The organism is Kumtagia sp. (assembly GCF_059502445.1).
On sequence record NZ_JCACER010000005.1, the window covers coordinates 39,209 to 61,251 of the forward strand.

At 63.9% G+C, this 22,043-nt stretch carries 18 protein-coding genes; 13 read left to right on the top strand and 5 right to left on the bottom strand.

Features of this window, described 5'->3' with window-relative positions:
• Positions 1 to 189 precede the first annotated feature (189 nt).
• The 8 genes from hsdR to AC5JDC_RS01850 all read left to right on the top strand — a co-directional run bounded on the left by hsdR (position 190) and on the right by AC5JDC_RS01850 (position 10,207).
• Positions 190 to 3,570 (top strand): type I restriction-modification system endonuclease, encoded by a 3,381-nt coding sequence (hsdR, locus tag AC5JDC_RS01815; protein WP_495838588.1) that lies wholly within the window; start codon positions 190 to 192, stop codon positions 3,568 to 3,570.
• Positions 3,570 to 5,036, top strand: coding sequence for a class I SAM-dependent DNA methyltransferase (locus tag AC5JDC_RS01820; RefSeq protein ID WP_495838590.1), 1,467 nt, complete (start codon positions 3,570 to 3,572; stop codon positions 5,034 to 5,036). Before hsdR ends, AC5JDC_RS01820 begins: the two co-directional genes overlap by 1 nt.
• Entirely contained in the window at positions 5,033 to 6,478 is a 1,446-nt protein-coding gene (locus AC5JDC_RS01825; RefSeq protein ID WP_495838592.1) for a restriction endonuclease subunit S, read from the top strand. The genes AC5JDC_RS01820 and AC5JDC_RS01825 overlap by 4 nt, the downstream gene beginning before the upstream one ends.
• A complete protein-coding gene (locus AC5JDC_RS01830; RefSeq protein WP_495838594.1) occupies positions 6,475 to 6,744 on the top strand; it encodes a winged helix-turn-helix domain-containing protein in 270 nt (89 codons plus the stop codon). The genes AC5JDC_RS01825 and AC5JDC_RS01830 overlap by 4 nt, the downstream gene beginning before the upstream one ends.
• 719 nt (positions 6,745 to 7,463) lie before the next feature.
• Positions 7,464 to 7,955 carry a hypothetical protein gene (locus AC5JDC_RS01835; RefSeq protein ID WP_495838596.1) on the top strand — a complete coding sequence of 164 codons (492 nt, stop codon included), beginning with the start codon at positions 7,464 to 7,466 and terminating at the stop codon, positions 7,953 to 7,955.
• Positions 7,956 to 7,974: 19 nt separating this feature from the next.
• Positions 7,975 to 8,460: a hypothetical protein gene (locus AC5JDC_RS01840; RefSeq protein ID WP_495838598.1), complete on the top strand. Its 486-nt coding sequence runs from the start codon at positions 7,975 to 7,977 to the stop codon at positions 8,458 to 8,460.
• Between the two features lie 13 nt (positions 8,461 to 8,473).
• Positions 8,474 to 9,703 carry an ImmA/IrrE family metallo-endopeptidase gene (locus AC5JDC_RS01845; RefSeq protein ID WP_495838600.1) on the top strand — a complete coding sequence of 410 codons (1,230 nt, stop codon included), beginning with the start codon at positions 8,474 to 8,476 and terminating at the stop codon, positions 9,701 to 9,703.
• Positions 9,704 to 9,706: 3 nt separating this feature from the next.
• A complete protein-coding gene (locus AC5JDC_RS01850; RefSeq protein ID WP_495838602.1) occupies positions 9,707 to 10,207 on the top strand; it encodes a DUF4411 family protein in 501 nt (166 codons plus the stop codon).
• Between the two features lie 309 nt (positions 10,208 to 10,516).
• Here AC5JDC_RS01850 and AC5JDC_RS01855 read toward each other — a convergent pair whose 3' ends face one another.
• The 3 genes from AC5JDC_RS01855 to AC5JDC_RS01865 all read right to left on the bottom strand — a co-directional run bounded on the left by AC5JDC_RS01855 (position 10,517) and on the right by AC5JDC_RS01865 (position 15,085).
• On the bottom strand, positions 10,517 to 13,048 hold the full coding sequence (locus AC5JDC_RS01855; RefSeq protein WP_495838604.1) for a calcium-binding protein: 2,532 nt from the start codon (positions 13,046 to 13,048) through the stop codon (positions 10,517 to 10,519).
• On the bottom strand, positions 13,015 to 13,608 hold the full coding sequence (locus AC5JDC_RS01860) for a hypothetical protein (protein WP_495838606.1): 594 nt from the start codon (positions 13,606 to 13,608) through the stop codon (positions 13,015 to 13,017). The genes AC5JDC_RS01855 and AC5JDC_RS01860 overlap by 34 nt, the downstream gene beginning before the upstream one ends.
• A gap of 307 nt (positions 13,609 to 13,915) precedes the next feature.
• The gene (locus AC5JDC_RS01865) at positions 13,916 to 15,085 is read right to left on the bottom strand and encodes a cystathionine beta-lyase (RefSeq protein ID WP_495838608.1); all 1,170 of its coding nucleotides are present in this window, start codon (positions 15,083 to 15,085) and stop codon (positions 13,916 to 13,918) included.
• Between the two features lie 367 nt (positions 15,086 to 15,452).
• On the opposite strand from AC5JDC_RS01865, the gene AC5JDC_RS01870 reads away from it, so the two are divergent.
• The 5 genes from AC5JDC_RS01870 to AC5JDC_RS01890 all read left to right on the top strand — a co-directional run bounded on the left by AC5JDC_RS01870 (position 15,453) and on the right by AC5JDC_RS01890 (position 20,465).
• The gene (locus tag AC5JDC_RS01870) at positions 15,453 to 16,481 is read left to right on the top strand and encodes an amino acid ABC transporter substrate-binding protein (RefSeq protein WP_495838610.1); all 1,029 of its coding nucleotides are present in this window, start codon (positions 15,453 to 15,455) and stop codon (positions 16,479 to 16,481) included.
• Positions 16,482 to 16,539: 58 nt separating this feature from the next.
• Entirely contained in the window at positions 16,540 to 17,730 is a 1,191-nt protein-coding gene (locus tag AC5JDC_RS01875) for an amino acid ABC transporter permease (protein WP_495838612.1), read from the top strand.
• The gene (locus AC5JDC_RS01880) at positions 17,731 to 18,888 is read left to right on the top strand and encodes an amino acid ABC transporter permease (protein WP_495838614.1); all 1,158 of its coding nucleotides are present in this window, start codon (positions 17,731 to 17,733) and stop codon (positions 18,886 to 18,888) included.
• A gap of 16 nt (positions 18,889 to 18,904) precedes the next feature.
• On the top strand, positions 18,905 to 19,708 hold the full coding sequence (locus tag AC5JDC_RS01885) for an amino acid ABC transporter ATP-binding protein (protein ID WP_106772075.1): 804 nt from the start codon (positions 18,905 to 18,907) through the stop codon (positions 19,706 to 19,708).
• Positions 19,709 to 19,796: 88 nt separating this feature from the next.
• The gene (locus tag AC5JDC_RS01890; RefSeq protein WP_495838617.1) at positions 19,797 to 20,465 is read left to right on the top strand and encodes a TIGR02117 family protein; all 669 of its coding nucleotides are present in this window, start codon (positions 19,797 to 19,799) and stop codon (positions 20,463 to 20,465) included.
• Positions 20,466 to 20,474: 9 nt separating this feature from the next.
• Here the strand turns inward: AC5JDC_RS01890 and AC5JDC_RS01895 are convergent, their stop codons facing one another.
• Together AC5JDC_RS01895 and AC5JDC_RS01900 are read right to left on the bottom strand one after the other, a co-directional pair.
• Entirely contained in the window at positions 20,475 to 21,701 is a 1,227-nt protein-coding gene (locus tag AC5JDC_RS01895; protein ID WP_495838619.1) for an FAD-dependent monooxygenase, read from the bottom strand.
• Between the two features lie 22 nt (positions 21,702 to 21,723).
• On the bottom strand, positions 21,724 to 21,972 hold the full coding sequence (locus tag AC5JDC_RS01900) for a zinc-finger domain-containing protein (RefSeq protein WP_495838621.1): 249 nt from the start codon (positions 21,970 to 21,972) through the stop codon (positions 21,724 to 21,726).
• Positions 21,973 to 22,043: the final 71 nt, after the last annotated feature.

The window sequence follows — 22,043 nt, forward strand, 5'->3', positions numbered from 1 at the left end:
CTGCCGATCAATTCCTCAGCGGCGTATAGCATGATGGACGTTCGAGAACACAGCTTGCGGGAACCAGTCCCTAACGTGCGGTAATACCCACCTATCGGAGCCTATGAACGAACCTGCGGCGACCCCGCGTTAGACTTTGTTTTCTCTTTCTGTGACACTGTCCGGTATGATCTCGACCATGGAGGGGCAGTGGGGTCGGCGAGCAATTTCGCCTTTCTTGGCGTTTACGACAAACGGCTGGTGACGCTGGGCGGTCTCGCGGAACGATACTTCCGCGATGATCCCTCGACGGCTATCGTCAAGCTCCGGCAGTTCGCCGAGCTGACCGCCAAGTTGATAGCGGCCAGGCACGGTGCCTATCGCGACGAGCGCGAGACGTTCGAGGAGATGCTGCGGCGACTGGCCTACGACCGGATCATCCCGCGAGAAGTCGCCGACATCTTCCATGCCCTCCGCAAGCTCGGCAACGTCGCTGTGCATGAGGCCAGAGGCAGCCACGACAATGCTCTGACGGCGCTGAAGTTCGCCCGGTCGCTCGGCGTCTGGTTCCATCGCACCTACGGCAGGCAGCCCAACTTCAGCCACGGTGCATTCATCCCGCCGCCCGAGCCAGTTGATGCCACGGCTCAGCTGCGCGAGGAAATCGAGGCCCTGCGCCGAAAGGTTGTGGAGAGCGAGGACGCTGCCGCCGCTGCCCGTCGTGAGGCGGTGGAACATGCTCGTGCTCGCGAGACGATCGGAGATCGGCTGCGACGCGAAGCCGAGGAACGGGCGGCATGGGAGCAGCTTGCTCAGGAGACCGAAGCAGAGAAGATGGCTATTGCAGCCAAGCTGGCGAGCTTGCAGGCCGAGGCGGAGGCTGCACCCCGTGCTGAGTTTATCGAGTTCGTGGAGCGCGGCGAGGAGGCCGCCGCCAAGCTCGATCTGGACGAGGCCGAGACCCGTGCCCTGATCGACCAGCAGCTACGGGACAACGGTTGGGAAGCTGACACCAAGACCCTGCGCCATGGTTCGGGTATTCGTCCCGCAAAGGGTCGCAACATGGCGATAGCCGAGTGGCTGACCGCCAACGGCCCCGCTGACTACGCACTCTTCGTCGGTATGGTGCTGGTCGGCGTGGTCGAGGCCAAACGCAAGCGCAAAAACATCTCTGCCGCAATCGACCAGTCGGAACGATACTCCGGCGGGATCAAGGCTACCGAAGACTTCTTGTTCGCCGGCGGACCATGGGGCGAACATCGCGTCCCGTTCGTCTTCGCCGCCAATGGCCGGTCCTACCTCAAGCAGATCGAGACCGAGAGCGGCATCTGGTTCCGCGACACGCGTCGCAGCGCCAATCACCGTCGAGCACTGGTCAACTGGCCGACGCCGGAAGGCCTGAGCGGCCTGCTGGAGGTCGATCAAGACGCGGCAGACGCGGCGTTGAAGACCCAGCCATTCGAGTTCGGCTTCCCGCTCCGGCACTATCAGGAGGCAGCCATCCGTGCAGTCGAGACGGCGCTGTCAGACGAGCAGCGGTCCATGCTGGTGGCGATGGCGACCGGCACGGGCAAGACCAAGCTCGCCATTGCGCTGCTCTACCGCCTGCTGTCGGCAAAACGGTTCCGCCGCATCTGCTTTGTCGTGGACCGTTCTGCTCTTGGCATTCAAACGGAAGGCGAGTTCTCCACCACCAAGGTCGTGTCGGGAAAGACCTTCGCCGAAATCTTTGGACTGAAGGGGCTGGAGGACGTGACGCCCGAAGCGGAGACCAAGGTCCACATCTGCACGATCCAAGGACTGGTGAAGCGAGTGCTGTATGCCGCAGACACGTCCGAAACGCCGTCCGTCGATCAGTATGATCTCATGGTCATAGACGAATGTCACCGCGGCTACCTCCTCGATCGCGAGATGTCCGATCAGGAACTGAGCTTCCGGGGCCAGGACGACTACATCTCGAAGTACCGGCGCGTGCTGGAATATTTTGACGCTGTGAAGATCGGCCTGACCGCCACGCCCGCGCTGCACACCACTGACATCTTCGGCGAGCCGATCTTCCGCTACTCGTATCGGGAAGCGGTCATCGACGGTTTTCTCATCGACCACGAGCCGCCGGTCAGGATCGAGACCGCGCTTGCCCGGTCCGGCATCGGCTTCTCGGAAGGCGAGCAGGTCGAGTATCTGGCACCGGCCACCGGCGAGATCGACACGGCCATCCTGCCCGACGAAATCCATTTCGAGGTCGAGCAGTTCAACAAGCAGGTCATCACGCCGGAGTTCAACCGCGTCGTCGCCGAGGAATTGGCCAAGCACATCGACCCCGAGCTTGGCGGCAAGACCCTGGTCTTTGCCGCCACCGACGCCCATGCCGACATCGTGGTCAGCGCCATCAAGGAGGCGTTCGCCGACGCCTATGGCGAGATTGACGACGCGGCGGTCAGGAAGATCACCGGCAGCGTGGACAAGGTGCAGACGCTGATCCGCTCGTTCCGCAACGACGCCAATCCCAAGATCGCGGTCACCGTCGATCTGCTCACCACCGGCATCGACGTGCCGAAGATCGTCAATCTCGTCTTCCTGCGCCGGGTCAACAGCCGCATCCTCTACGAGCAGATGATCGGGCGGGCGACCCGCCGCTGCGATGAGATCGGCAAGGAGGTGTTCCGCATCTTCGACGCCGTAGACCTCTATCCGCATCTCCAGAACTTCACCGACATGAAGCCGGTCGTGGTCAATCCATCGATCGGCTTCGAGCAGCTTGTCGGCGAGTTGATCGGGGCGACCGACGACGCCCAGCGCGAGACGATCCGCGAGCAGATCGCGGTCAAGCTGCGGCGGCGGCTGAAGAAGCTGCCCGACGAGGCTCGGCAGCGGTTCGAGGCCGTGGCGGGCGAAACGCCCGAGGCAATGTTACAGCGCCTTCTCTCGGGCAACGCCTCCGACCTTGCGGGGTGGCTGAAGGGTCGTGCTGCCATCGGGCCGATCCTCGACTGGCAGGCAGATGGCGAGAGCCCGCGCTACATCCCGATCTCGCATCATGCCGACGAGGTCGTGGCGGTTACCCGAGGCTATGGCGAGGCCCAAAAGCCGGAGGACTTTCTCGTTAGTTTTGCCGCCTTCGTACGCGACAACATCAACGCCATCGCCGCCTTGAAGCTCGTGGTGCAGCGTCCGCGCGACCTGACCCGTGCCGACCTGAAGGAGCTTCGGCTGGCTCTCGACCGCAAGGGCTACTCGGAGGCGAACCTGCGCCGGGCATGGGCGGACGCCAGGAACGAGGAAATTGCCGCGTCGATCATCGGCTTCGTGCGGCAGGCTGCCATCGGCGATCCACTCGTGCCGTATGAGGATCGCGTCAGGGCGGCCATGCGCTCGATCACGGCCAGCCGCCAGTGGACGGAACCGCAGAAGCGGTGGCTGAAGCGCATTGGCGAGCAGATCGAGAAAGAGGTCGTCGTTGACCGCCAGGCCATCGACAAGGAACCCTTTATCGCCGATGGAGGCTTCAACCGGCTCAACAAGGTGTTCGGCGGCGAGCTTGAGGCTATCCTGGCCGGGATCAACGAAGAAATGTGGAAGAAGACTGCGTGATGACCAGCACGACCGACATCGTCGCCAAGCTTTGGGGCCTGTGCAACGTGCTCCGCGACGACGGAGTCACCTACAACGAGTACGTGACCGAGCTTACCTATCTGCTTTTCCTGAAAATGCTGGAGGAGACCGGACGCGAGAACCGCCTGCCGGATGGTTATCGCTGGGGCATGCTCGCCAAGCGCGAGGGCATGGAGCAACTCAACTACTACAAGGCCATGCTCCTCGACCTTGGCAAGGCAAGGGACGGCCTCGTCGCCGCGATCTTCACCGATGCCCAAACCCGCCTGCGCAAGCCGACCAACCTCAAGGCGCTGACCTCAAACATCGACCAGCTCGACTGGTTCTCCGCCCGCGAGGAAGGGCTGGGCAAGATGTACGAGGGCCTGCTGGAGAAGAACGCGGCCGACAAGAAGTCCGGCGCAGGCCAGTATTTTACGCCTCGTCCGCTCATCGACTGCATCGTGCGGCTCATGCAGCCGCAAGCGGGCGAGACGGTGCAAGACCCGGCGGCGGGCACGGCGGGCTTCCTCGTCGCCGCCGACCGCTATATCAAGGATCACACTGACGATCTCTACAAGCTGCCGGAGGCGCAAGCCTTTTTCCAGCGTCACAGCGCCTTCGTCGGCGCGGAGCTTGTGCCGGACACGCATCGGCTCTGCATGATGAACCTGCTTTTGCACGGCATCGAGGGCGGCGTGGAGCTGGTCGACACGCTGTCGCCGGATGGCGAGGGGCTGCCCAAGGGCGACCTGATCCTGACCAACCCGCCATTCGGCACCAAGAAGGGCGGCGGTCGCCCGACCCGTTCCGACTTCTCGGTGACGGCGGACACGTCGAACAAGCAGCTTGCCTTCGTCGAGCATATCGTCCGCGCCCTGAAGCCCGGCGGCCGCGCAGCCGTGGTCGTGCCGGACAACGTGCTGTTCGAGGACAACACGGGCCGTCGCCTGCGCACGTGGCTGATGGACCTTTGCAACCTGCATACGATCCTGCGGCTGCCGATCGGCATCTTCTATGCACAGGGGGTCAAGACCAACGTGCTGTTCTTCCAGCGCGGCAAGACCGACAAGGGCAACACCAAGGCCGCGTGGGTTTACGACATGAGGGCCAACATGCCCGCCTTCGGCAAGACCCGCCCGCTGACCGTTGCCGATTTTGCCGAGTTCGAGATTGCTTATGGCTCCGATCCGAACGGCAGGGCTGAGCGGAAGGACCAAGGCGAGGAAGGCCGCTGGCGGACGTTCAGCCGCGAGGCGATCAGCGCCCGCAACGACAACCTCGACATCGCTTGGCTGCGCGACACCGAGGCCGAAGCCGAGGAGGCGCTGACCGAACCCGAGGACATCGCTGCCGCCATCATCGGCCACCTCAAGGCCGCGCTGGATGAGATCGAGGCGCTGTCGGAGGAGATCGAGCCGGACAGCGTCGAAGAGGCCGCCGCCATAGCGGAGGCGGCAGAATGAGTGGTCGAGCGGCGTCGGATGCAGTAATCCCTGGTCGTGCCGCGATCTCGGTTGGTGACCCGAATACCGCCCTTCCGTCCGGCTGGGCATGGACACCCCTGACTGCTATCGCCGAGTTAGGAACCGGACATACGCCGAGCCGGAAGCACCCAGAATACTGGGGTGGTGATGTTCCATGGATCGGAATACGCGATGCCGGGGCACACCACGGCGGCGTCATCGACGATACGCTCCAACGCATCAATCAACTCGGGCTGAACAACTCGTCCGCCCGGCTCCTGCCGAAGGACACAATCTGTTTGTCTCGCACTGCTTCCGTGGGCTACGTGGTGAAGATGGGCCGTGACATGGCCACGAGTCAGGATTTCGTCGCGTGGACGTGCACCGACGCCCTCGAACCCGATTTCTTAATGCAGGCACTCCTTGCTGAGGGAGCCGACATCCGGCGTTTTGGCGAGGGTTCGACCCATACCACGATCTATTTCCCTGAAGTGAAGGCGTTTCATATTGCTCTGCCACCGCTTCCCGAGCAGCGGCGGATCGTGGCGAAGATCGACAGCCTCACCGACAAATCCAGACGCGCCCGCGAGCACCTCGACCACATCCCCCGCCTCGTCGAGAAGTACAAGCAGGCCGTGCTGGCAGCGGCGTTCAGGGGGGAGTTGACAAGGGAGTGGCGGGCGGAGCGAGGTGTTACTGCGCTCTACCAGATGGGGCTAATCGGAGATGTCGTGACCGACGTCCGCTATGGCACTGCGAAGAAGTGCGACTATGACGCGGGTTCCACACCTGTCCTCCGTATCCCGAACGTACAGAAGGGCGAGATCGCGCTTGATGACCTAAAGTCTGCCGACTTCGAGGCTGCGGAATTGCGGAAGTTGCGGCTACAAGAGGGTGACCTTCTGGTGATCCGGTCGAACGGTAGTCTTGGTCTGGTTGGGCGGTGTGCAGTCGTGAATGAAGCAGCCGCAGGGATGCTGTTTGCAGGGTATCTGATCCGCCTCCGGCCCGATACCGAAACGGTGTTGCCGCGCTTCGCACACCTTTGGCTTCAATCCACCCCCATGCGCTCGGTCATCGAGGGTCTGGCGAAGTCAACCAGCGGCGTGAACAACATCAACAGTACGCAGATCGAGCAACTGCCGATCAAGCTCACCGGGCTGGACGAACAGAATGAAATCATTCGTCGCATCGACGTTGCATTTGCATGGATCGACCGCCTCGCCTCCGAGGCAACGAGCGCCCGCAGGCTGATCGACCGGCTCGACCAGTCCGTGCTCGCCAAGGCGTTCCGGGGCGAACTCGTGCCGCAAGACCCCGCCGACGAACCCGCCAGCGTGTTGCTGGAGCGGATCAGGGCCGAGCGCGGCACGGCTCCCAAGATGAAGCGCGGGCGGAAGGCAGGCATTACGAGACCCAATGGGGCGGAGACGAGACCATGAGCGCCGCCTCTCGCCAGACCTACTGCAAATGGGTCGTCAACGCGCTTGTCGCTCTCGGGCCCTCCAGACCTGCATCCGTATACGACTGGATCCGCAGGAATGAGACGGTTCCTGCTGCGGACATTCACGGAACTACGACAGACGGCGAAAATCTGTTCGAGAAAAATGTGCGCTGGGCACGGTTCACTCTGGCGAGGGAAGGCACCGTTGCCAGCCCGGCTCGCGGGATTTGGGCACTGGCGGCAAAATCGCCCGGTCGACCATGAGGGTAGCGTGTTGGAATGCCCAATGGCACCGCTCAAATTCTTGGCAGGGCGCAGAAATCCGGGCGAGGCTTGAAGAGACCGGCTCTGAAATCATCTGTTGTCCCGAGGCCCATGAGGACTTCCTGAGCGCCGGATGGCATGGCCTGTTCAGTCAGCCCGACACCGGCTATCCGATAAGGCCCGGTCGACGTAAGGTCACGTTGTGGAGCCGTCAGCCATGGCGAAATGTCGATTGCTTCGGGTCGCTCGAACTTCCCCCTGGCCGGTTCGCGCGCGCCACCACCAACACGACGCTTGGTCCGATCGATGTGTGATCGGCGTATGTGTGCCCTGGCCAGCCTCACATGTGTCAAGCGGCCGACGCGACCGACGACTGTGGGAGGACCACTCACTCTACCTTTCCGCATTGTCGGTTCTGCTGCGAGAGGCAGCGCACGGTCCAAAGATCGTCGTCGGTGATTTCAATCAAGCCGTGCCCCGTCTCAGAGCGCCCCTCAAGGTGTATGCTGAACTCCAGGAGACGCTGAGCAGTCTGGCATTTTGGACCAAGGGCCTGTTGTCAGGTTTAGAAGTTCCTGGCGTCTGCCACGTCGCGGGTTCAACGGATCTGATATTGGAAGGCGTTCGGGGCCTGTCTCGATGCCATGGCGGCAACCGCTTGAGCGATCATGACGGCGTAATGGTAGATCTAGCGGTGCGCTAACACGGACTTACAAACCATGCCGAAGCCCATTGAGGATCACAGCGACCAGCAGTTGCGGAACGTCATCGACAACCACCGAAAAAACGGCAAATTGCACGAGGCATACTATCTCGCCGCAATGGAGGAGCTTACGCGCCGGAAGGGGCAAGGGCTCAACTTTCATAAGTCCTTCGACCTGATCCGCAAGGCGGCAGCCGAAAGGCGGTTTCTGTCCTACAAGGAACTGGCTGACGCCAGCGGATCGGACTGGTCGAAAGTCCGCTATGCCGTCAACACGCATCTCGGCGACCTGATCGACTACGCGCATGGCAAGGGATGGCCGCTGCTCAGCGCCATCGTCGTCAACCAGCAGAACGTTGCGGCCGGTGACATGGAGCCGACCACGCTCAAGGGCTTCATAGAAGCGGCGCGTGGCCTCGGTTACACCGTAACCGACGAGCAGGAGTTCCTCCGCGAACAGCAGCAGCGTGTGTTTGCGTGGGCAGCAGATAGCGTCGCGACCGCGTAGATGCCTTGAGGAGAACTCGATGCCGGATTTCACTGTCATAGAAGGCGGTGGTGAGCCGAGGGCCTGGGAACGCGAAATTGCGCAGCAGCACTTCGAGGGTTTCGTAGTCGTCCTGCTGCGGAGCCTTGCTTCTGGCGACGGGTCGTATCAGTTGACCCAGCAGTTCTTCAGGTTTCTTGAGCATGTCCAACAGAGCCAGGTTCCCATAGGCCCGGTGCTTGACGGCGCTCTGAGGGAACTGCACCAGATGGCGTTCGATACCGAAGGCTTGGACGACTATGACGTCGAGGAGAAAGACATAACTCAGGCCGCATTGCGCGTTATCGCCGAGAGCATGGCGACCGATAATGCGGCTCGTGCTCGACGCTCGAAACGCGAGCAAAGCCTGACACGGGCCATCGAAGAAAAGATACTCAGTTCGGAAACTCGATCGCGAGAACATGGATGGAGCTACGTCGAGAACCTGACCAAACGGCTCGGCAAGTGGCCACCTCGAAAGAAATAGCTACATAGAACCAATGCCGAGTGTGAACCCAGACATCCTCAGGTGGGCACGTGAGACCGCCGGACTGACGCTCGAAGAGGCAGCGGAGAAGCTCAACCTGAACGAGGCACGAGGTCTCTCGGGCGACAAGCGCCTCGCCGCCTACGAGGTGGGTGCGTCCGAGCCTTCCCGACCTCTGCTCGTGCGAATGTCGAAGCAGTACCGCCGTCCCCTGCTTGCATTTTATCTGTCGTCAGTCCCGCGCACTGCCGAACGCGGTGAGGACTTCCGCACGCTGCCACTGGAGCACTCGCGGACGCAAGACGCCCTAGTTGATGCGCTGATCCGTGATGTGCGCGCCCGGCAGGAAATGGTTCGGACGCTTCTTGAGGACGAGGACGAAGCTGTCCACCTGCCGTTCGTCGGCTCGATGTCGATGCGCGATGGCGTTGAGGCTGTGCTCCAGTCGATCCGTGAGACGCTCGATCTCGATCTTGAGCAGTTTCGTGGCCGCAAAGGGCGCAACGGTGGGCCGAATGGCTTCGCCTATCTGAGGGAGCAGGCGGAAAGGGCAGGCGTGTATGTACTCCTCATCGGCAATCTGGGAAGCCACCACACCAGCTTGGACGTGGAGATGTTCCGCGGGTTCGCTCTCGCGGACGAGGTGGCACCGTTCATCGTCATCAACGATCAGGACAGCGAGAAGGCTTGGGCGTTCACGCTGCTGCACGAATTGTGCCACATCTGGCTAGGCCAGACTGGCGTCAGCGGGACGGGTGCGGCGAATGCCGTGGAGCGGTTCTGCAACGACGTTGCTGGCCGCTTCTTCCTGCCTCGGGATGAGATCGCGACCCTGGCTTATCTGCGGGGCCGGTCGTTCGAGGAGGCCGTGACAGCCATCAACGACTTCGCGGAGGCCCGCAACGTCAGCCGCTCGATGGTTGCCTACAAGCTCTTCCGCGAGAACATCATCGACCGCGAGATATGGAGCGGTCTGAGTACGTTGTTCAGGGCGCAGTGGCGGCAGGCTCGCGATGACCGCCGGGAACGGAACAGGGATCGAGATGGAGGACCGAACTATTATGTCGTTCGGCGGCATCGCGTGGGTGAGGCTCTGCTGTCCCTGACGAGACGGATGCTGTCGGCGCAGGCATTAGCACCCTCGAAGGCGGCCAAGTTGCTTGGCGTCAAGCCGTCCAACGTCTACAACATGGTAAGCAGCGACCGAGGCAGCACCGGTCCTCTTCGCTTGGCGCAGGGGTAATGGTTGCTGCACCTGCTCGACGCCAACGTCCTGATCACGGCGAACCGGCTCTACTACCCGCTAGAGCGCGTGCCTGAGTTCTGGGATTGGCTCGTTCACATGGGCCAGACCGGCCAAATCAAGATGCCTCTGGAACTGGTTGAGGAAATACGGGACAGGTCCGACGATCTTGCTGACTGGATGTCGGATCACGATCATCTCGACGCACTGCTACTTGCCAAGGATGCCGATCTCGCCCTGGTCCAGCGCGTGATCGAACAAGGCTATGCGCCCGATCTTGACGACCAGGAGATCGAGATTGTAGGGCGCGACCCGTTTTTGATCGCCGCTGCACTGCGCAATCCAGCCGACCGTTGCGTGGTGACCACTGAGGTGTCAAAGCCGGGCAGACGAAGGGCAAACCGCCATGTACCAGACGTTTGCACGAGCCTCGGTGTCCGCTGTATCGATACATTCGCGGTTATCCGACTTCTTAACTTTACCACGTCATGGCGCCGCCCTTAGCAGGACCACTCCTGGTTGAGGCGCGTCACTATGCGGCCCGCTTGCAGTGAACGCTTTTTGTGTTTCCGAAATGTGCCGAAAAACTCGGCAAGCCACCCTATTTTCCGAAGGCGATTTTGGAGTATGCGGAAGGAAATTCAGGTACTTAGGAGGAAAACGGAGCGTTTCGGATACCAAATCCCAAATCAGGTGCGCTACCAGGCTGCGCTACACTCCGATGGTCGGAACCCCTAGTGAAGCGGACGGCTTCGCGCAAGCGGAAAACCGTCGCAGCGATCTCGTGACTGTCGCAGGCGGCCGAGGCGTCCGCTAGATGATGACGAAGTCGGCCACCGCGACTGTCGGCGCTCCGGTGAGTGTCGCGATCACGATCGCCGCTCCCGCGCCGCTGCCGTCGGCGTCGTAGCGCAGGATTCCGGTGTCGGTCTCGTAGAGGAAGCGATGATCGGCTGTGGTTGCGGTGCCCGTCGTGCTGGCGAGGAACCGGTTGGCTGCCAGTGCGCCGGCAGGCAGCCCGCCGAAGACGGAGCCGGTGAAGCGGAAGTAGTCGTCGTTGCCCGCCCCGCTCGGCGAAAAGTCCCTGATCGTGTCGCCGCCATGGGCCGTCGAGGTGTAGTCGAAGCCGTCATTGCCGCCCCCGCCGGTCAGCGCGTCGGCACCGGTGCCGCCAAGCAGCGTGTCGTTGCCCTCCATGCCTTGCAGCGTGTCGTTGCCGCTGCCGCCGAGGAGCCGGTTGACGGCGGCGTCGCCGCGCAGCACGTCGCCGAATTTCGTGCCGGTGACCCGCTCGATCGACACGATGGTGTCGAGCGCCGCCTCGCCTTCGGCGGCAAAGGAGGCGTCGAGGGCAAGCTTGATGCGCACCGTCGCCACGTTGGCGTAGGTGATGGCGTCGAAATCGTCGCCGCCGTCGAGCGTGTCGGCCCCATCGCCGCCCTCCAGCGTGTCGTTGCCTTCCCCGCCTTCGAGCGTGTCGTCCCCGGTGCCGGCGATCAGCGTATCCGTGCCGTCGAGCCCCGAGAGCGCGAAACCTGCGTCGAGCACCGTCATCACGTCTGCGTGGGCGGAGCCGATCACGGCTTCCACGTTCACGGCGCCGTCGCCTGCCGCGCCGTCGGCGCCCTGCAGGACGGAACCAACCTGCGTGATCGTCACGCCCGTTGCGCTTCCGCTGTAGTCTACGGTGTCGTAGCCTTCGCCGCCGTCGAGAATATCGGCGAAACCGGCGGCCACGAGCGTGTCGTCGCCGCCGCGACCGAACGCCTGGCTGACCGATCCCCAAATCTCGAGCCGGTTGTTGTTGGCGTCGCCGAAGAGATCGGCGCGGTTGGTGCCCAGGTAGCTTACGTTCTCGATCGAATCGAGCGTGTCGCCAGCCGCGGCCTGTCGGTTGAGCGCTGCATCCTCGAGATCGACCAGCAGATCCGTCGTACCGAGTGCGTCGGAATAGAGGACCGTGTCGATGCCTTCATCGCCATGGAAGGCGTTGATGCTGTTGTTGGCTTTGAAGACGTCGTTGCCCGCCTTGCCGTGCGCTTCCGCCCAGTTGTAGAGCGCGTCGTCGCCGCTCCCGGCGATGATGATCTCGACGCTGGTGAGCACGTCGTAGCCGATGTCGTCGCCGTCGGCGATGGTGATGCCGGTCGTGTAGGTGGAAACGACGTCCGCGACCGAGAAGCTGTAATCCACGGTGTCGGTGTCCGCGCCGCCATAAGCGGTGTCGTTGCCTGTGCCGGGCAGCAGGATGTCGTCATTGTCGTCGCCATATAGCGTGTCGGCGCCGTCGCGGCCGGCAAGCGTGTCGTTCCCGTCTTCTCCCTCCAGAATGTTGGCATTGGCGTCGCCCTGGATGATGTCGCCATCATATGTGCCGATGACGTTCTCGATCCCGGAGAGCTGATTGACGTAGACCCCCTGGGTCTGGTCGACCGCGCGCTCCAGATCGACATCCACGCCGGATACCGGAAACTGATAGCTCGCGGTGTCGATGCCGCTGCCGCCGTTGAGCGTATCGCGACCGCTGTCGCCCTGCAGGAAATCGTTGCCGTTGCCGCCATTGAGCACGTCGTCGCCGAGTCCCCCGTAAAGCGTGTCGTCCTCGCCGTCGCCGTACAGCGTATCCATCTCGGTACCGCCGTAAAGTGTATCCTTGTCCTTCCCGCCACGCAGGGTATCGACGCCCTCGCCCCCGTCCAGCGTATCGTCGCCGTTTTCGCCTTGCAGCACGTCGTTGCCGCCGAGGCCGGTCAAGACGTCCTTGCCGTCGCGGCCATACATCGTGTCGCCCTTGCCGGTACCCTCGATGGTGTTGGCGCTCGAATTGCCGGTCGCCTTCATGGCGGCGGTTCCGGTGTAGTCGAGGATCTCGATGTTGACTGGCATGGTGAAGACGGCCAGCGCGGTCTGCACCGTGTCGGTGCCGTCGCTGAGAATCTCGTTGACGAGGTCGCCGCTTTCGACGCCGACATAAATGTCGTCGCCGTCGCCGCCCGCAAGGATATCGGCCTGGCCGCCGCCGGTTAGTGTGTCGTCGCCGTCGCCGCCGGCAAGGCTGTCCGAATCTGCGCCGCCGTCCAGTCTGTCATCGCCGTTGCCGCCGCTCAGCACGTCGTTGCCACCATTGGCTTCTATGAGAAAATGCTCCCAGCCGTGCTGATAAAACGGGCTGTCTAGAGAATCGACGTCGATGTGGTCGGCAAAGGCACCGCCCTCTACATGGACGGTCACGTCGCTGCCGCCGTAATATTTGCTGCTTTCGATGGTCACGTCGTTGACCGCGCTGACCAGGAGCATCGATTCGATGCCGGTCATTGCGAGCGTGAACGTTCCGGCCGACAGCATGACGAGCGTGTCGTAATCCGCACCGCCGTCGATCGTATCGCCGTCAATCTCAGCGACGGAACCGGAAAAATCGTCGTCGTCATCCCCGCCGAGCGCCTCTTCGATGCCGGAACCAAGGTAAAACCGGTCGTCTCCTTCGCCGCCGGTGTACTTGCTGCCGCTGCCGCCGCCGGTAATCTGTCGTTGCCGTCCTCGCCCTCGATCCAGATCGGCAGAGGGGAGGTTACATCGGAGGCGTCGATGGTGTCCCATCCGCCGCCGCCACGCGTGATCAGGCGATAGACCGCCGTGCCGGGTGTCGAGGTCACCATGCTGTCGGGGATCGCGACGATATCGCCGAGATCATCGAAATAGAGGAATTCGACGCTGCTCACATTGGCCAGGGCGTTCCAGCTGCCCCAGGCAAGCAGCTGGCCGCCTGAGAAGTGGATCTCGTCGGCAGCAGTTCCTCCGATAATGACATCGTTCGACGAGAGTTCGCCGGTCTCGAAATAGTAGTAGTTGACCTCGTTCGGCCCGATGAATTTGTCGTCCGAGTTGGTTCCGTAGAATTTCGCCATGATCGCCTCGCAGTGGTCGAATGCGAAAACAATGCGGCATGCAGTTCGAAAATCTGTTTGTGGCTAACCTGCCCTTGCCTTGTTTCTGGACTGTGTCGCCGGAAACGCGGAAAGTCCGCGTTGAGCATTCATGCTGGAACGGAAATGCACGGGAACCCGGCCGGGTGCTGTTCAGTCGTTGCAACGATGACGGACTTCACCGCCGCGCGCGATGGACCACGGCCTGATCCGGGGCCGGTCCTGTTTGTACGCGTTTCCGAAGGTCAGAAAGCCGGCTTGGTGATCGAATGGCGCTCTGGCGCCGCTTCTATACCGCGGCCGCCGCGGCCAGCCCGCACTCCAGATCGGCCTTGAGGTCGTCGACGTCCTCCAGGCCGATCTGCAGGCGCAGCACCGGCCCGTCATACTGGCCGGTGGCGATGGTGCGGTCGGTGAGCCGCACCGGCACGGCGAGGCTTTCGAAGCCGCCCCAGGAATAGCCCAGGCCGAAGATTTTCAGCGCGTCGAGGAAGGCGTGGGCCTGGCGAACGCCGCCGACGAGCACGATCGAGAAGATGCCGCTCGATCCGGAAAAATCGCGCTTCCAGATCGCATGACCGGGATGGCTGGGCAGGGCAGGGTGCAGCACGCGGGCGATGCCGGGCTGTTCCTCCAGCCAGCGGGCGAGCGTCAGCGCGCTCTCCTGATGGCGCTGCAGCCGCACGCCCATGGTGCGAAGCCCCCGCAGGGTCTGGTAGACGTCGTCCGGCCCGGAGCAGCAGCCGAGCGTGTTGAACGTCTCACAAAGCGTTTCCCAATGCGCCTTATTGGCCGAGACCGTGCCGATCAGGACGTCGGAATGGCCGGCCGGGTATTTGGTTGCCGCATGGATCGAGATATCGACGCCGTGGTCGAGCGGCCGGAAAAAGAGCGGCGTCGCCCAGGTGTTGTCCATCATGACCACAGCCCCACGCGCTTTGGCAGTCTTCGCGATCGCCGGGACGTCCTGCATCTCGAACGTGTTGGAGCCCGGGGACTCGGTGAAGACGACCTTCGTGTTGGGCTTCATCAGCCGGCCGATGCCGGCCCCCACAAGCGGATCGTAGTACTCGACCTCGACACCGAGCCGCTTGAGCATTGTGTCAGCGAAGTTTCGGGTCGGGTGGTAGACGGAATCCGTGATCAGGAGATGGTCGCCCGACGAGAGGAAGGCGAGCAGCGGCACGGTCACCGCGGCGAGGCCGGACGGCACGACGATGGTGCCGGCCGAGCCCTCCAGTACGTCGATGGCCGAAGTCAGCGCATCGGTGGTCGGGGTGCCGCGCGTGCCGTATGTGTATTTCTGGTTGCGCTCGGCCATGGTGGCTGCATCGGGAAAGAGCACGGTCGAAGCGTGCACCACCGGCGGGTTGACGAAACCGAAGAAGTCGCGCGGATCGTTGCCGGCATGCGCCAGCTTCGTGTTGATGCCTTGGGGGGTGTCGTCGCGGCCTGCCATTTTCCGTCCTTGTCGTCCGATCGCGCGACCAGCCTTACGGCTGCCGCCCTCCGGGCGCAACCGTGATCGCCCGCCAGTCCGGGGCCAAGCGATTGCGCCGAGGCGCGCCGCTCCCGCCTCGCGGGAATATGTGGTTCGGGAAAGCGTCCTCGGCGCCAAGGCATGCCACGCGGCGGCCGCTCCGCGACAAGTGATTTCCTGACCTTGCGGCATCCGGTCATTCCGCTTGACCTCGCCGAAATTATCGCCTTCGATGCGCAAACGGGGTCAAAGATGCGGCGTTCCGGAGATGGGCCGGAGCGAAAAACGCCACCTCGCAGGGGAAATCGGGATGGAATCCCGCCAAAGCAGAAAAGGGTTCGAAAACATGAAAAACACTGTGAAGGTCATTCTCGGCGCGGCCGCGCTCGGAATGGCGGCCTCTGCCGCGTCCGCCGCCACGCTGGACGACGTGAAGGCGAAGGGCTTCGTGCAGTGCGGCGTGAACACGGCGCTCGCCGGCTTCTCGGCGCCCAACGACAAGGGCGAATGGACCGGCTTCGACGTTGATTTCTGCCGGGCCGTGGCCGCTGCCATCTTCGGTGATCCGACCAAGGTGAAGTTCACGCCGACGAATGCCAAGGAGCGCTTCACCGCGCTGCAGTCGGGCGAGATCGATCTGCTGGCGCGCAACACCACCTGGACGCTGAGCCGCGACACCTCGCTGGGCTTCAACTTCGCCGGCGTGAACTATTATGACGGCCAGGGCTTCATGATCAACGGCAAGAAGCTGCCGGGCGTCAACTCGGCGTTGCAGCTTTCCGGCGCCTCCGTCTGCGTGCAGAGCGGCACCACCACCGAGCTCAATCTCGCCGACTATTTCAAGGCCAACAACCTCGAATACAATCCGGTCGTGTTCGAGAAGCTGGAGGAGGTCAACGCCGCCTACGACTCCGGCCGCTGCGACGCCTACACCACCGACCAGTCCGGCCTCTATTCGATCCGCCTGACGCTGGCGGCCCCCGACGATCACGTCGTGCTGCCGGAGATCATCTCCAAGGAGCCGCTCGGCCCGGCCGTGCGCCAGGGCGACGACCAGTGGTTCGACCTCGTCAAATGGACGCTGAACGCGATGGTGCTGGCCGAGGAACTCGGCATCACCCAGGCCAATGTCGAGGAGATGAAGGCCTCGCCCAATCCCGACATCAAGCGCGTGCTCGGCCAGGAGGCCGACAGCAAGCTCGGCGCCGGCCTCGGCCTGTCCGAGGACTGGGTCGTCAACATCGTCAAGGGTGTGGGCAATTACGGCGAGGTCTTCGAGCGCAACATCGGCCAGGGCAGCCCGCTGAAGATCGCGCGCGGCCTCAACGCCCTCTGGACCAAGGGCGGCATCCAATACGCAATTCCGATCCGCTGAGGCCGGGCGATCCGGGAGGCGGTCCACACCTCCCGGTCTCCATCGAAGGGAGACCATTATGGCCTCGCAAGACGCATTCGGAAGGACGGCCGCGCCGCGGTCGTCGGTCCTCAACGATCCGCGCGTGCGCGGCATCCTCTATCAGATCGTCCTGTTCGTCCTGCTCGTGCTGTTCATCTACTGGATCGTCGGCAATACGGTCGACAATCTGCGACGGCTCAACATTTCGTCGGGCTTCGCCTTCCTGAATCAGCGGGCCGGCTTCGACATCAGCCAGAGCCTGATCGCCTACACCTCCGATTCGCGCTATTCGCGCGCCCTTCTGGTCGGCCTGCTCAACACCCTGCTGGTCGCGGCCGCGGGCATCGTCACCGCCACGGTCATCGGCTTTGTCGTCGGCATCGCGCGGCTCTCCAACAACTGGCTGATCCGCAAGATCGCGCTCGTCTATGTCGAGGTGTTCCGCAATATTCCGCCGCTGCTGGTCATCTTCTTCTGGTATTTCGGCGTCATCTCGGTGCTGCCGGCGGCGCGCGACAGCATCGCGCTGCCCTTCGGCGCCTATCTGAACCAGCGCGGCTTCTATCTGCCCAAGGCGATCTGGGGCGACGGCGCCTGGCTGATCCCGCTCGGACTGACGCTCGCCGTCGTCATGGCGGTATTCGTCGCCCGCCGCGCCCGCCAGCGCCAGGAGGCGACCGGCCAGCAGTTCCCGGTCATGTGGACGAATCTCGGCCTGATCGTCGGCCTGCCGCTGCTTGCCTATTTCGCCGCCGGCATGCCGCTCAGCTTCGACTATCCGCAGAAGCAGACCTTCAACCTCACCGGCGGTTTCTCCGTGACGCCGGAGTTCCTGTCGCTCTATCTCGCTTTGTCCTTCTACACCGCCTCCTTCATCGCCGAGATCGTCCGGGCCGGCATCCTCGGCGTCAGCAAGGGGCAGAGCGAGGCGTCCTTCGCGCTCGGCCTGCGCTCCGGCCAGGCGCTCAGGCTGGTGGTGGTGCCGCAGGCCATGCGCATCGTCATTCCGCCGCTCACCAGCCAGTATCTCAACCTGACAAAAAACTCGTCGCTGGCCATCGCCATCGGCTATCCCGACCTGACGGCCGTCGGCGGCACCATCCTCAACCAGAGCGGCCAGGCCATAGAGATCGTCGCGGTGTGGATGGTGATCTATCTCGGCATCAGCCTCGCGACCTCCGCCTTCATGAACTGGTTCAACGCCAAGATGGCGCTGGTGGAGAGATAGATGCAGGAACACGATCTCTCCTGGGTCCGTACCGAGATGGCGCTGGCGCAAAAGGCGCCGGCGCGCGAGCGCGGAGCCGTCGCCTGGCTGCGCAAGAATTTGGTGGCGACGCCGCTCGACGGGTTGCTGACGCTGGTCGGCCTGATCGTCGTCGCACTGGTGCTGCCGCCGATCCTCAACTGGGTGCTGTTCAGCGCGCAGTGGACCGGCGCCGACCGGGCGGTCTGCGCCACCGTCGCGCAGGGCGGCAGCCAGCCGGAGGGCTGGTCGGGCGCCTGCTGGGCCTTTATCAACGCCAAGTTCGCGCAGTTCATGTTCGGCCGCTATACAGACAGCGAGCGCTGGCGCGTCATCCTGGTGGCGGTGATGTTCGTGGCGCTGCTGGTGCCGCTGATGGTCCCGCGCATACCCCGCAAGGGGCTGAACGCCATCCTTCTCTTCCTAGTCTTCCCCTTCGTCGCCTTCTTCCTGCTGGTCGGCGGTGCCTTCGGCCTGCCCTATGTCGAGACGCAGCTCTGGGGCGGCCTGCTGGTGACGCTGGTGCTGTCGACGGTCGGCATCGCCGTGTCGCTGCCGCTCGGCATCCTGCTGGCGCTCGGGCGCCGCTCGCGCCTGCCGGTGGTGAAGGCGGTCTGCGTCATCTTCATCGAGACGGTGCGCGGCGTGCCGCTGGTGACGGTGCTGTTCATGGCGAGCGTCATGCTGCCGCTGTTCCTGCCGGCCGGCATGACCTTCGACAAGTTCCTGCGGGCGCTGATCGGCGTCGCGCTGTTCGCCTCCGCCTACATGGCCGAGGTGATCCGCGGCGGCCTCCAGGCGATCCCCAAGGGGCAGTACGAGGGCGCGGACTCGCTCGGCCTGACCTACTGGCAGAAGACCGGGCTGATCGTCCTGCCGCAGGCGCTGAAGCTGGTCATCCCCGGCATCGTCAACACCTTCATCGGCATGTTCAAGGACACCAGCCTGGTCTACATCATCGGCATGTTCGACCTGCTCGGCATCGTCCGGCAGAACTTCGCCGACGCCACCTGGGCGTCCGCCCAGACGCCGATGAGCGGGCTGGTCTTCGCCGGCTTCGTATTCTGGATATTCTGCTTCGGCATGTCGCGCTATTCCATCTACATGGAGCGGCGTCTCGACACCGGCCACAAGCGATAACAAGGGACGACTATCAATGGCGATCGAAAACGCTGTCAGCGCCGAAGAGATCAAGGTCGACGTCAAGAAGATGCACGTCTCCGACACGGACGTGGCGATCGAGATCGCCGGCATGCACAAATGGTACGGCGACTTCCACGTGCTGAAGGACATCAACCTCAAGGTGATGCGCGGCGAGCGCATCGTCATCTGCGGCCCGTCCGGCTCGGGCAAGTCGACGATGATCCGCTGCATCAACCGGCTGGAGGAGCATCAGAAGGGCAAGATCGTCGTCGATGGCAAGGAGCTCACCAACGATCTCAAGAAGATCGACGAGGTCCGCCGCGAGGTCGGCATGGTGTTCCAGCACTTCAACCTGTTCCCGCATCTCACCATCCTCGAGAACTGCACGCTGGCGCCGATCTGGGTGCGCAAGGTGCCGAAGAAGCAGGCGGAGGAGGCCGCCATGCACTTCCTGCGGCGGGTGAAGATCCCCGAGCAGGCCAACAAATATCCCGGCCAGCTCTCCGGCGGCCAGCAGCAGCGCGTGGCGATCGCCCGCTCGCTGTGCATGAACCCGCGCATCATGCTGTTCGACGAGCCGACCTCGGCCCTCGACCCCGAGATGATCAAGGAAGTGCTGGAGACCATGGTCGGCCTGGCGGAAGAAGGCATGACCATGCTGTGCGTCACCCACGAGATGGGTTTTGCCAGGAAGGTGGCGAACCGCGTCATCTTCATGGACCAAGGCCAGATCGTCGAGCAGAACACGCCGGCCGAGTTCTTCGACCATCCGCAGCACGAGCGGACGAAACTCTTCCTCAGCCAGATCCTGCACTAGGCGGCCGACGACGGAATTGCCTTGAGCCCGGCGCAATCGCCGGGTTTTTCCTGTGCGGGCCTGCGAATCGCGCGGATAGGAGATGGGAATGAGGCGGCTTTTCCGCATGATGGCGTGGGCCGTCGGCCTGTTCGCGGCGGTGGTCGCGCTGGGCGCGCTGGTGCCGCGGCCGCTGCTCGGGGTGGCGGCCGACGAAGGGCCGAAGACGCGCCGGATTCTTGTGCTGTCCAACCCGATCCACACCGACATCGCCGTGCCGGTGGACGACGAGGTGGTGGAGACGTTCGGCTTCCTCCTGCGCGACGGCATGCCGCTCGACGCGCCGGAGGTCAAGTATCTCGTGTTCGGCCGCGGCAGCCGCGAGTTCTACATCGCCACGCCGACCTGGGATCAGTTGCGGCCGCTGCCCCTGCTGCGCGGCCTGACGCTCGACCGCGCGGCCATGCACATCGACATCGCCGGCGCCATCGCCGAGCCGCATCCCGATGTCGCCGGCTTCGAGGTCGACGAGCGGCAGTTCACCGCGATGCTGGCCTTCATTCGCGACAGCTTTTTCGACGACGCCGAAGGGCCGCTGATCATTCCGGGCGTCGGCTACGGCCGCTTCGACAAGTTCTACGAGGCCGACGGCACTTTCACCGCGCTGCTCGGCTGCAACACCTGGACGGCCCGCGCCTTGCGCGAGGCAGGCATCACCACCGGCCTGTGGAGTCCGTTGCCGGCGACGCTGCGCTGGTCGCTCGACCTGTACAATTGAGGCCGGTGCTCAGCCGGGCTTGTTCTCCGGCCCGTAGAGCCAATCCAGATCGGCCATCAGCTTTTCGGGCGCCCGCAGGGCGAGCGCGAGATCGCGCGCCCGCGCGACCGGCCCAGCCGCATGCCAGACGAAGCGGTTGAAGGCGCCGCGCCGGGCGACGCGGCTGATGCGCGGGCGGCGTGACGCCTCCCAGTCCGCCAGCGCCTCGGCAAGCCTGTCCGGCCGCGCCGCGACGAAGGCGGCAAGCGTGTCCGCATCCTCGATCGCCATAGCCGCCCCCTGCGCGGCGAACGGCGTCATCGCATGCGCCGCGTCGCCGATCAGCGTGAGGCCGCCGGGATCGGTCCAGCGATGGTTGTCGTCGGCGGTATGGATCGGCCACGCCGTCCATGCCGCGTCGTCGTCGGCGAGCGCGGCGAGGGGGCGTGCCGTATGCTCCATCGCCCGGCGCAGCGGCTCCGGGTCGGTTTTGGCGGACCAGTCCTCGGCCAGGCTCCTGCCCGGCGTGAAGGCCACGAGGTTGACTTCGGCGCCGGCCCGCACCGGATAGGCGACGAGGTGAAAGCCCGGATGCAGGAAGGCGTTGACCGCGCTGCCGAGCGACAGGCCGGCGGCCAGCGGATGGTTGGCGGAGAGCGTACGGCGCCAGGCGACATGGCCTGCAAAGCGGCTCATGCCACCCGCCGGGTGCATCTTTTGGCGCAGCCCGGACCACACGCCGTCGGCGCCGACGACCAGCCGGCCCACGACGGTCTGCAAGGGACCGCCGTGCACGGCGTCGCCGGTTTGAACGGACGTCGCCGCGCCATCAGCGCCGGCCGTCATGCCGAGCACAGTGGCGCCGGTCTCGATCCTGATCGTGCCGTGGCGCGCGATCGCCGCCAGCAGTACCGCCTGTAGATCGGCGCGGTGGACGACCAGATAAGGCGCCCCCCAGCGCGCTTCCGCCTGCTCGCCGAGCGGGACGCGGGCGAGTTCCCGCAGATCCCTGGCACGGCGCAGCACGATGGCGGGCGGACGGACGGCGACGGCTTCGATGTCGCCAAGCACGCCCAACCGGCCGAGGATGCGCGTCGCGTTGGGGGAGAGTTGCAGCCCGGCGCCGATGTCGCGCAGTTCCGGCGAGCGCTCGAACACCCGGACGGGAAAGCCGCGTGTGGAAAAGGCGAGCGCCGCGGTAAGCCCGGCGATGCCGGCGCCGGCGACGATGATGTCGGACGGGTGGTCGACGGGCACCGCGGCCCCGCCGGGCCGTGGGTCAGGCTGCCGAACGCTGGTGGTAAAAGCAGCCGTCGGGGCGCGTCTCGGTCGCCTTCAGCGCCGGGTCGTAGCGGAAGAGCGTCGAGCAGTAGGGGCAGACCTTCTCGTCCTCGGCGCCCATGTCGAGGAAGACATGCGGATGGTCGAAGGGCGGATTGGCGCCCACGCACATGAACTCCTTGACGCCGATGTCGATCGCCGCATGCCCCGCGTCGTTCTGGAAATGGGGAATGGAACCGCCGGCCATCGCTGTCTCCTGAAAGTTCTGGCAGCCTCTTATCAGGCTCGATGCCGTCCGCCAATCGTCTTGCGCTTTCT

What these genes read in the sequence shown, in the direction of transcription:
- AC5JDC_RS01820 (WP_495838590.1), top strand. Translation starts at nt 3,570, where the DNA reads ATGACCAGCACGACCGACATCGTCGCCAAGCTTTGGGGCCTGTGCAAC.
- AC5JDC_RS01825 (WP_495838592.1), top strand. Translation starts at nt 5,033, where the DNA reads ATGAGTGGTCGAGCGGCGTCGGATGCAGTAATCCCTGGTCGTGCCGCG.
- AC5JDC_RS01830 (WP_495838594.1), top strand. Translation starts at nt 6,475, where the DNA reads ATGAGCGCCGCCTCTCGCCAGACCTACTGCAAATGGGTCGTCAACGCG.
- AC5JDC_RS01835 (WP_495838596.1), top strand. Translation starts at nt 7,464, where the DNA reads ATGCCGAAGCCCATTGAGGATCACAGCGACCAGCAGTTGCGGAACGTC.
- AC5JDC_RS01840 (WP_495838598.1), top strand. Translation starts at nt 7,975, where the DNA reads ATGCCGGATTTCACTGTCATAGAAGGCGGTGGTGAGCCGAGGGCCTGG.
- AC5JDC_RS01845 (WP_495838600.1), top strand. Translation starts at nt 8,474, where the DNA reads ATGCCGAGTGTGAACCCAGACATCCTCAGGTGGGCACGTGAGACCGCC.
- AC5JDC_RS01855 (WP_495838604.1), bottom strand. Translation starts at nt 13,048, where the DNA reads ATGCTGTCGGCCGGAACGTTCACGCTCGCAATGACCGGCATCGAATCG.
- AC5JDC_RS01860 (WP_495838606.1), bottom strand. Translation starts at nt 13,608, where the DNA reads ATGGCGAAATTCTACGGAACCAACTCGGACGACAAATTCATCGGGCCG.
- AC5JDC_RS01865 (WP_495838608.1), bottom strand. Translation starts at nt 15,085, where the DNA reads ATGGCAGGCCGCGACGACACCCCCCAAGGCATCAACACGAAGCTGGCG.
- AC5JDC_RS01870 (WP_495838610.1), top strand. Translation starts at nt 15,453, where the DNA reads ATGAAAAACACTGTGAAGGTCATTCTCGGCGCGGCCGCGCTCGGAATG.
- AC5JDC_RS01875 (WP_495838612.1), top strand. Translation starts at nt 16,540, where the DNA reads ATGGCCTCGCAAGACGCATTCGGAAGGACGGCCGCGCCGCGGTCGTCG.
- AC5JDC_RS01880 (WP_495838614.1), top strand. Translation starts at nt 17,731, where the DNA reads ATGCAGGAACACGATCTCTCCTGGGTCCGTACCGAGATGGCGCTGGCG.
- AC5JDC_RS01885 (WP_106772075.1), top strand. Translation starts at nt 18,905, where the DNA reads ATGGCGATCGAAAACGCTGTCAGCGCCGAAGAGATCAAGGTCGACGTC.
- AC5JDC_RS01890 (WP_495838617.1), top strand. Translation starts at nt 19,797, where the DNA reads ATGAGGCGGCTTTTCCGCATGATGGCGTGGGCCGTCGGCCTGTTCGCG.
- AC5JDC_RS01900 (WP_495838621.1), bottom strand. Translation starts at nt 21,972, where the DNA reads ATGGCCGGCGGTTCCATTCCCCATTTCCAGAACGACGCGGGGCATGCG.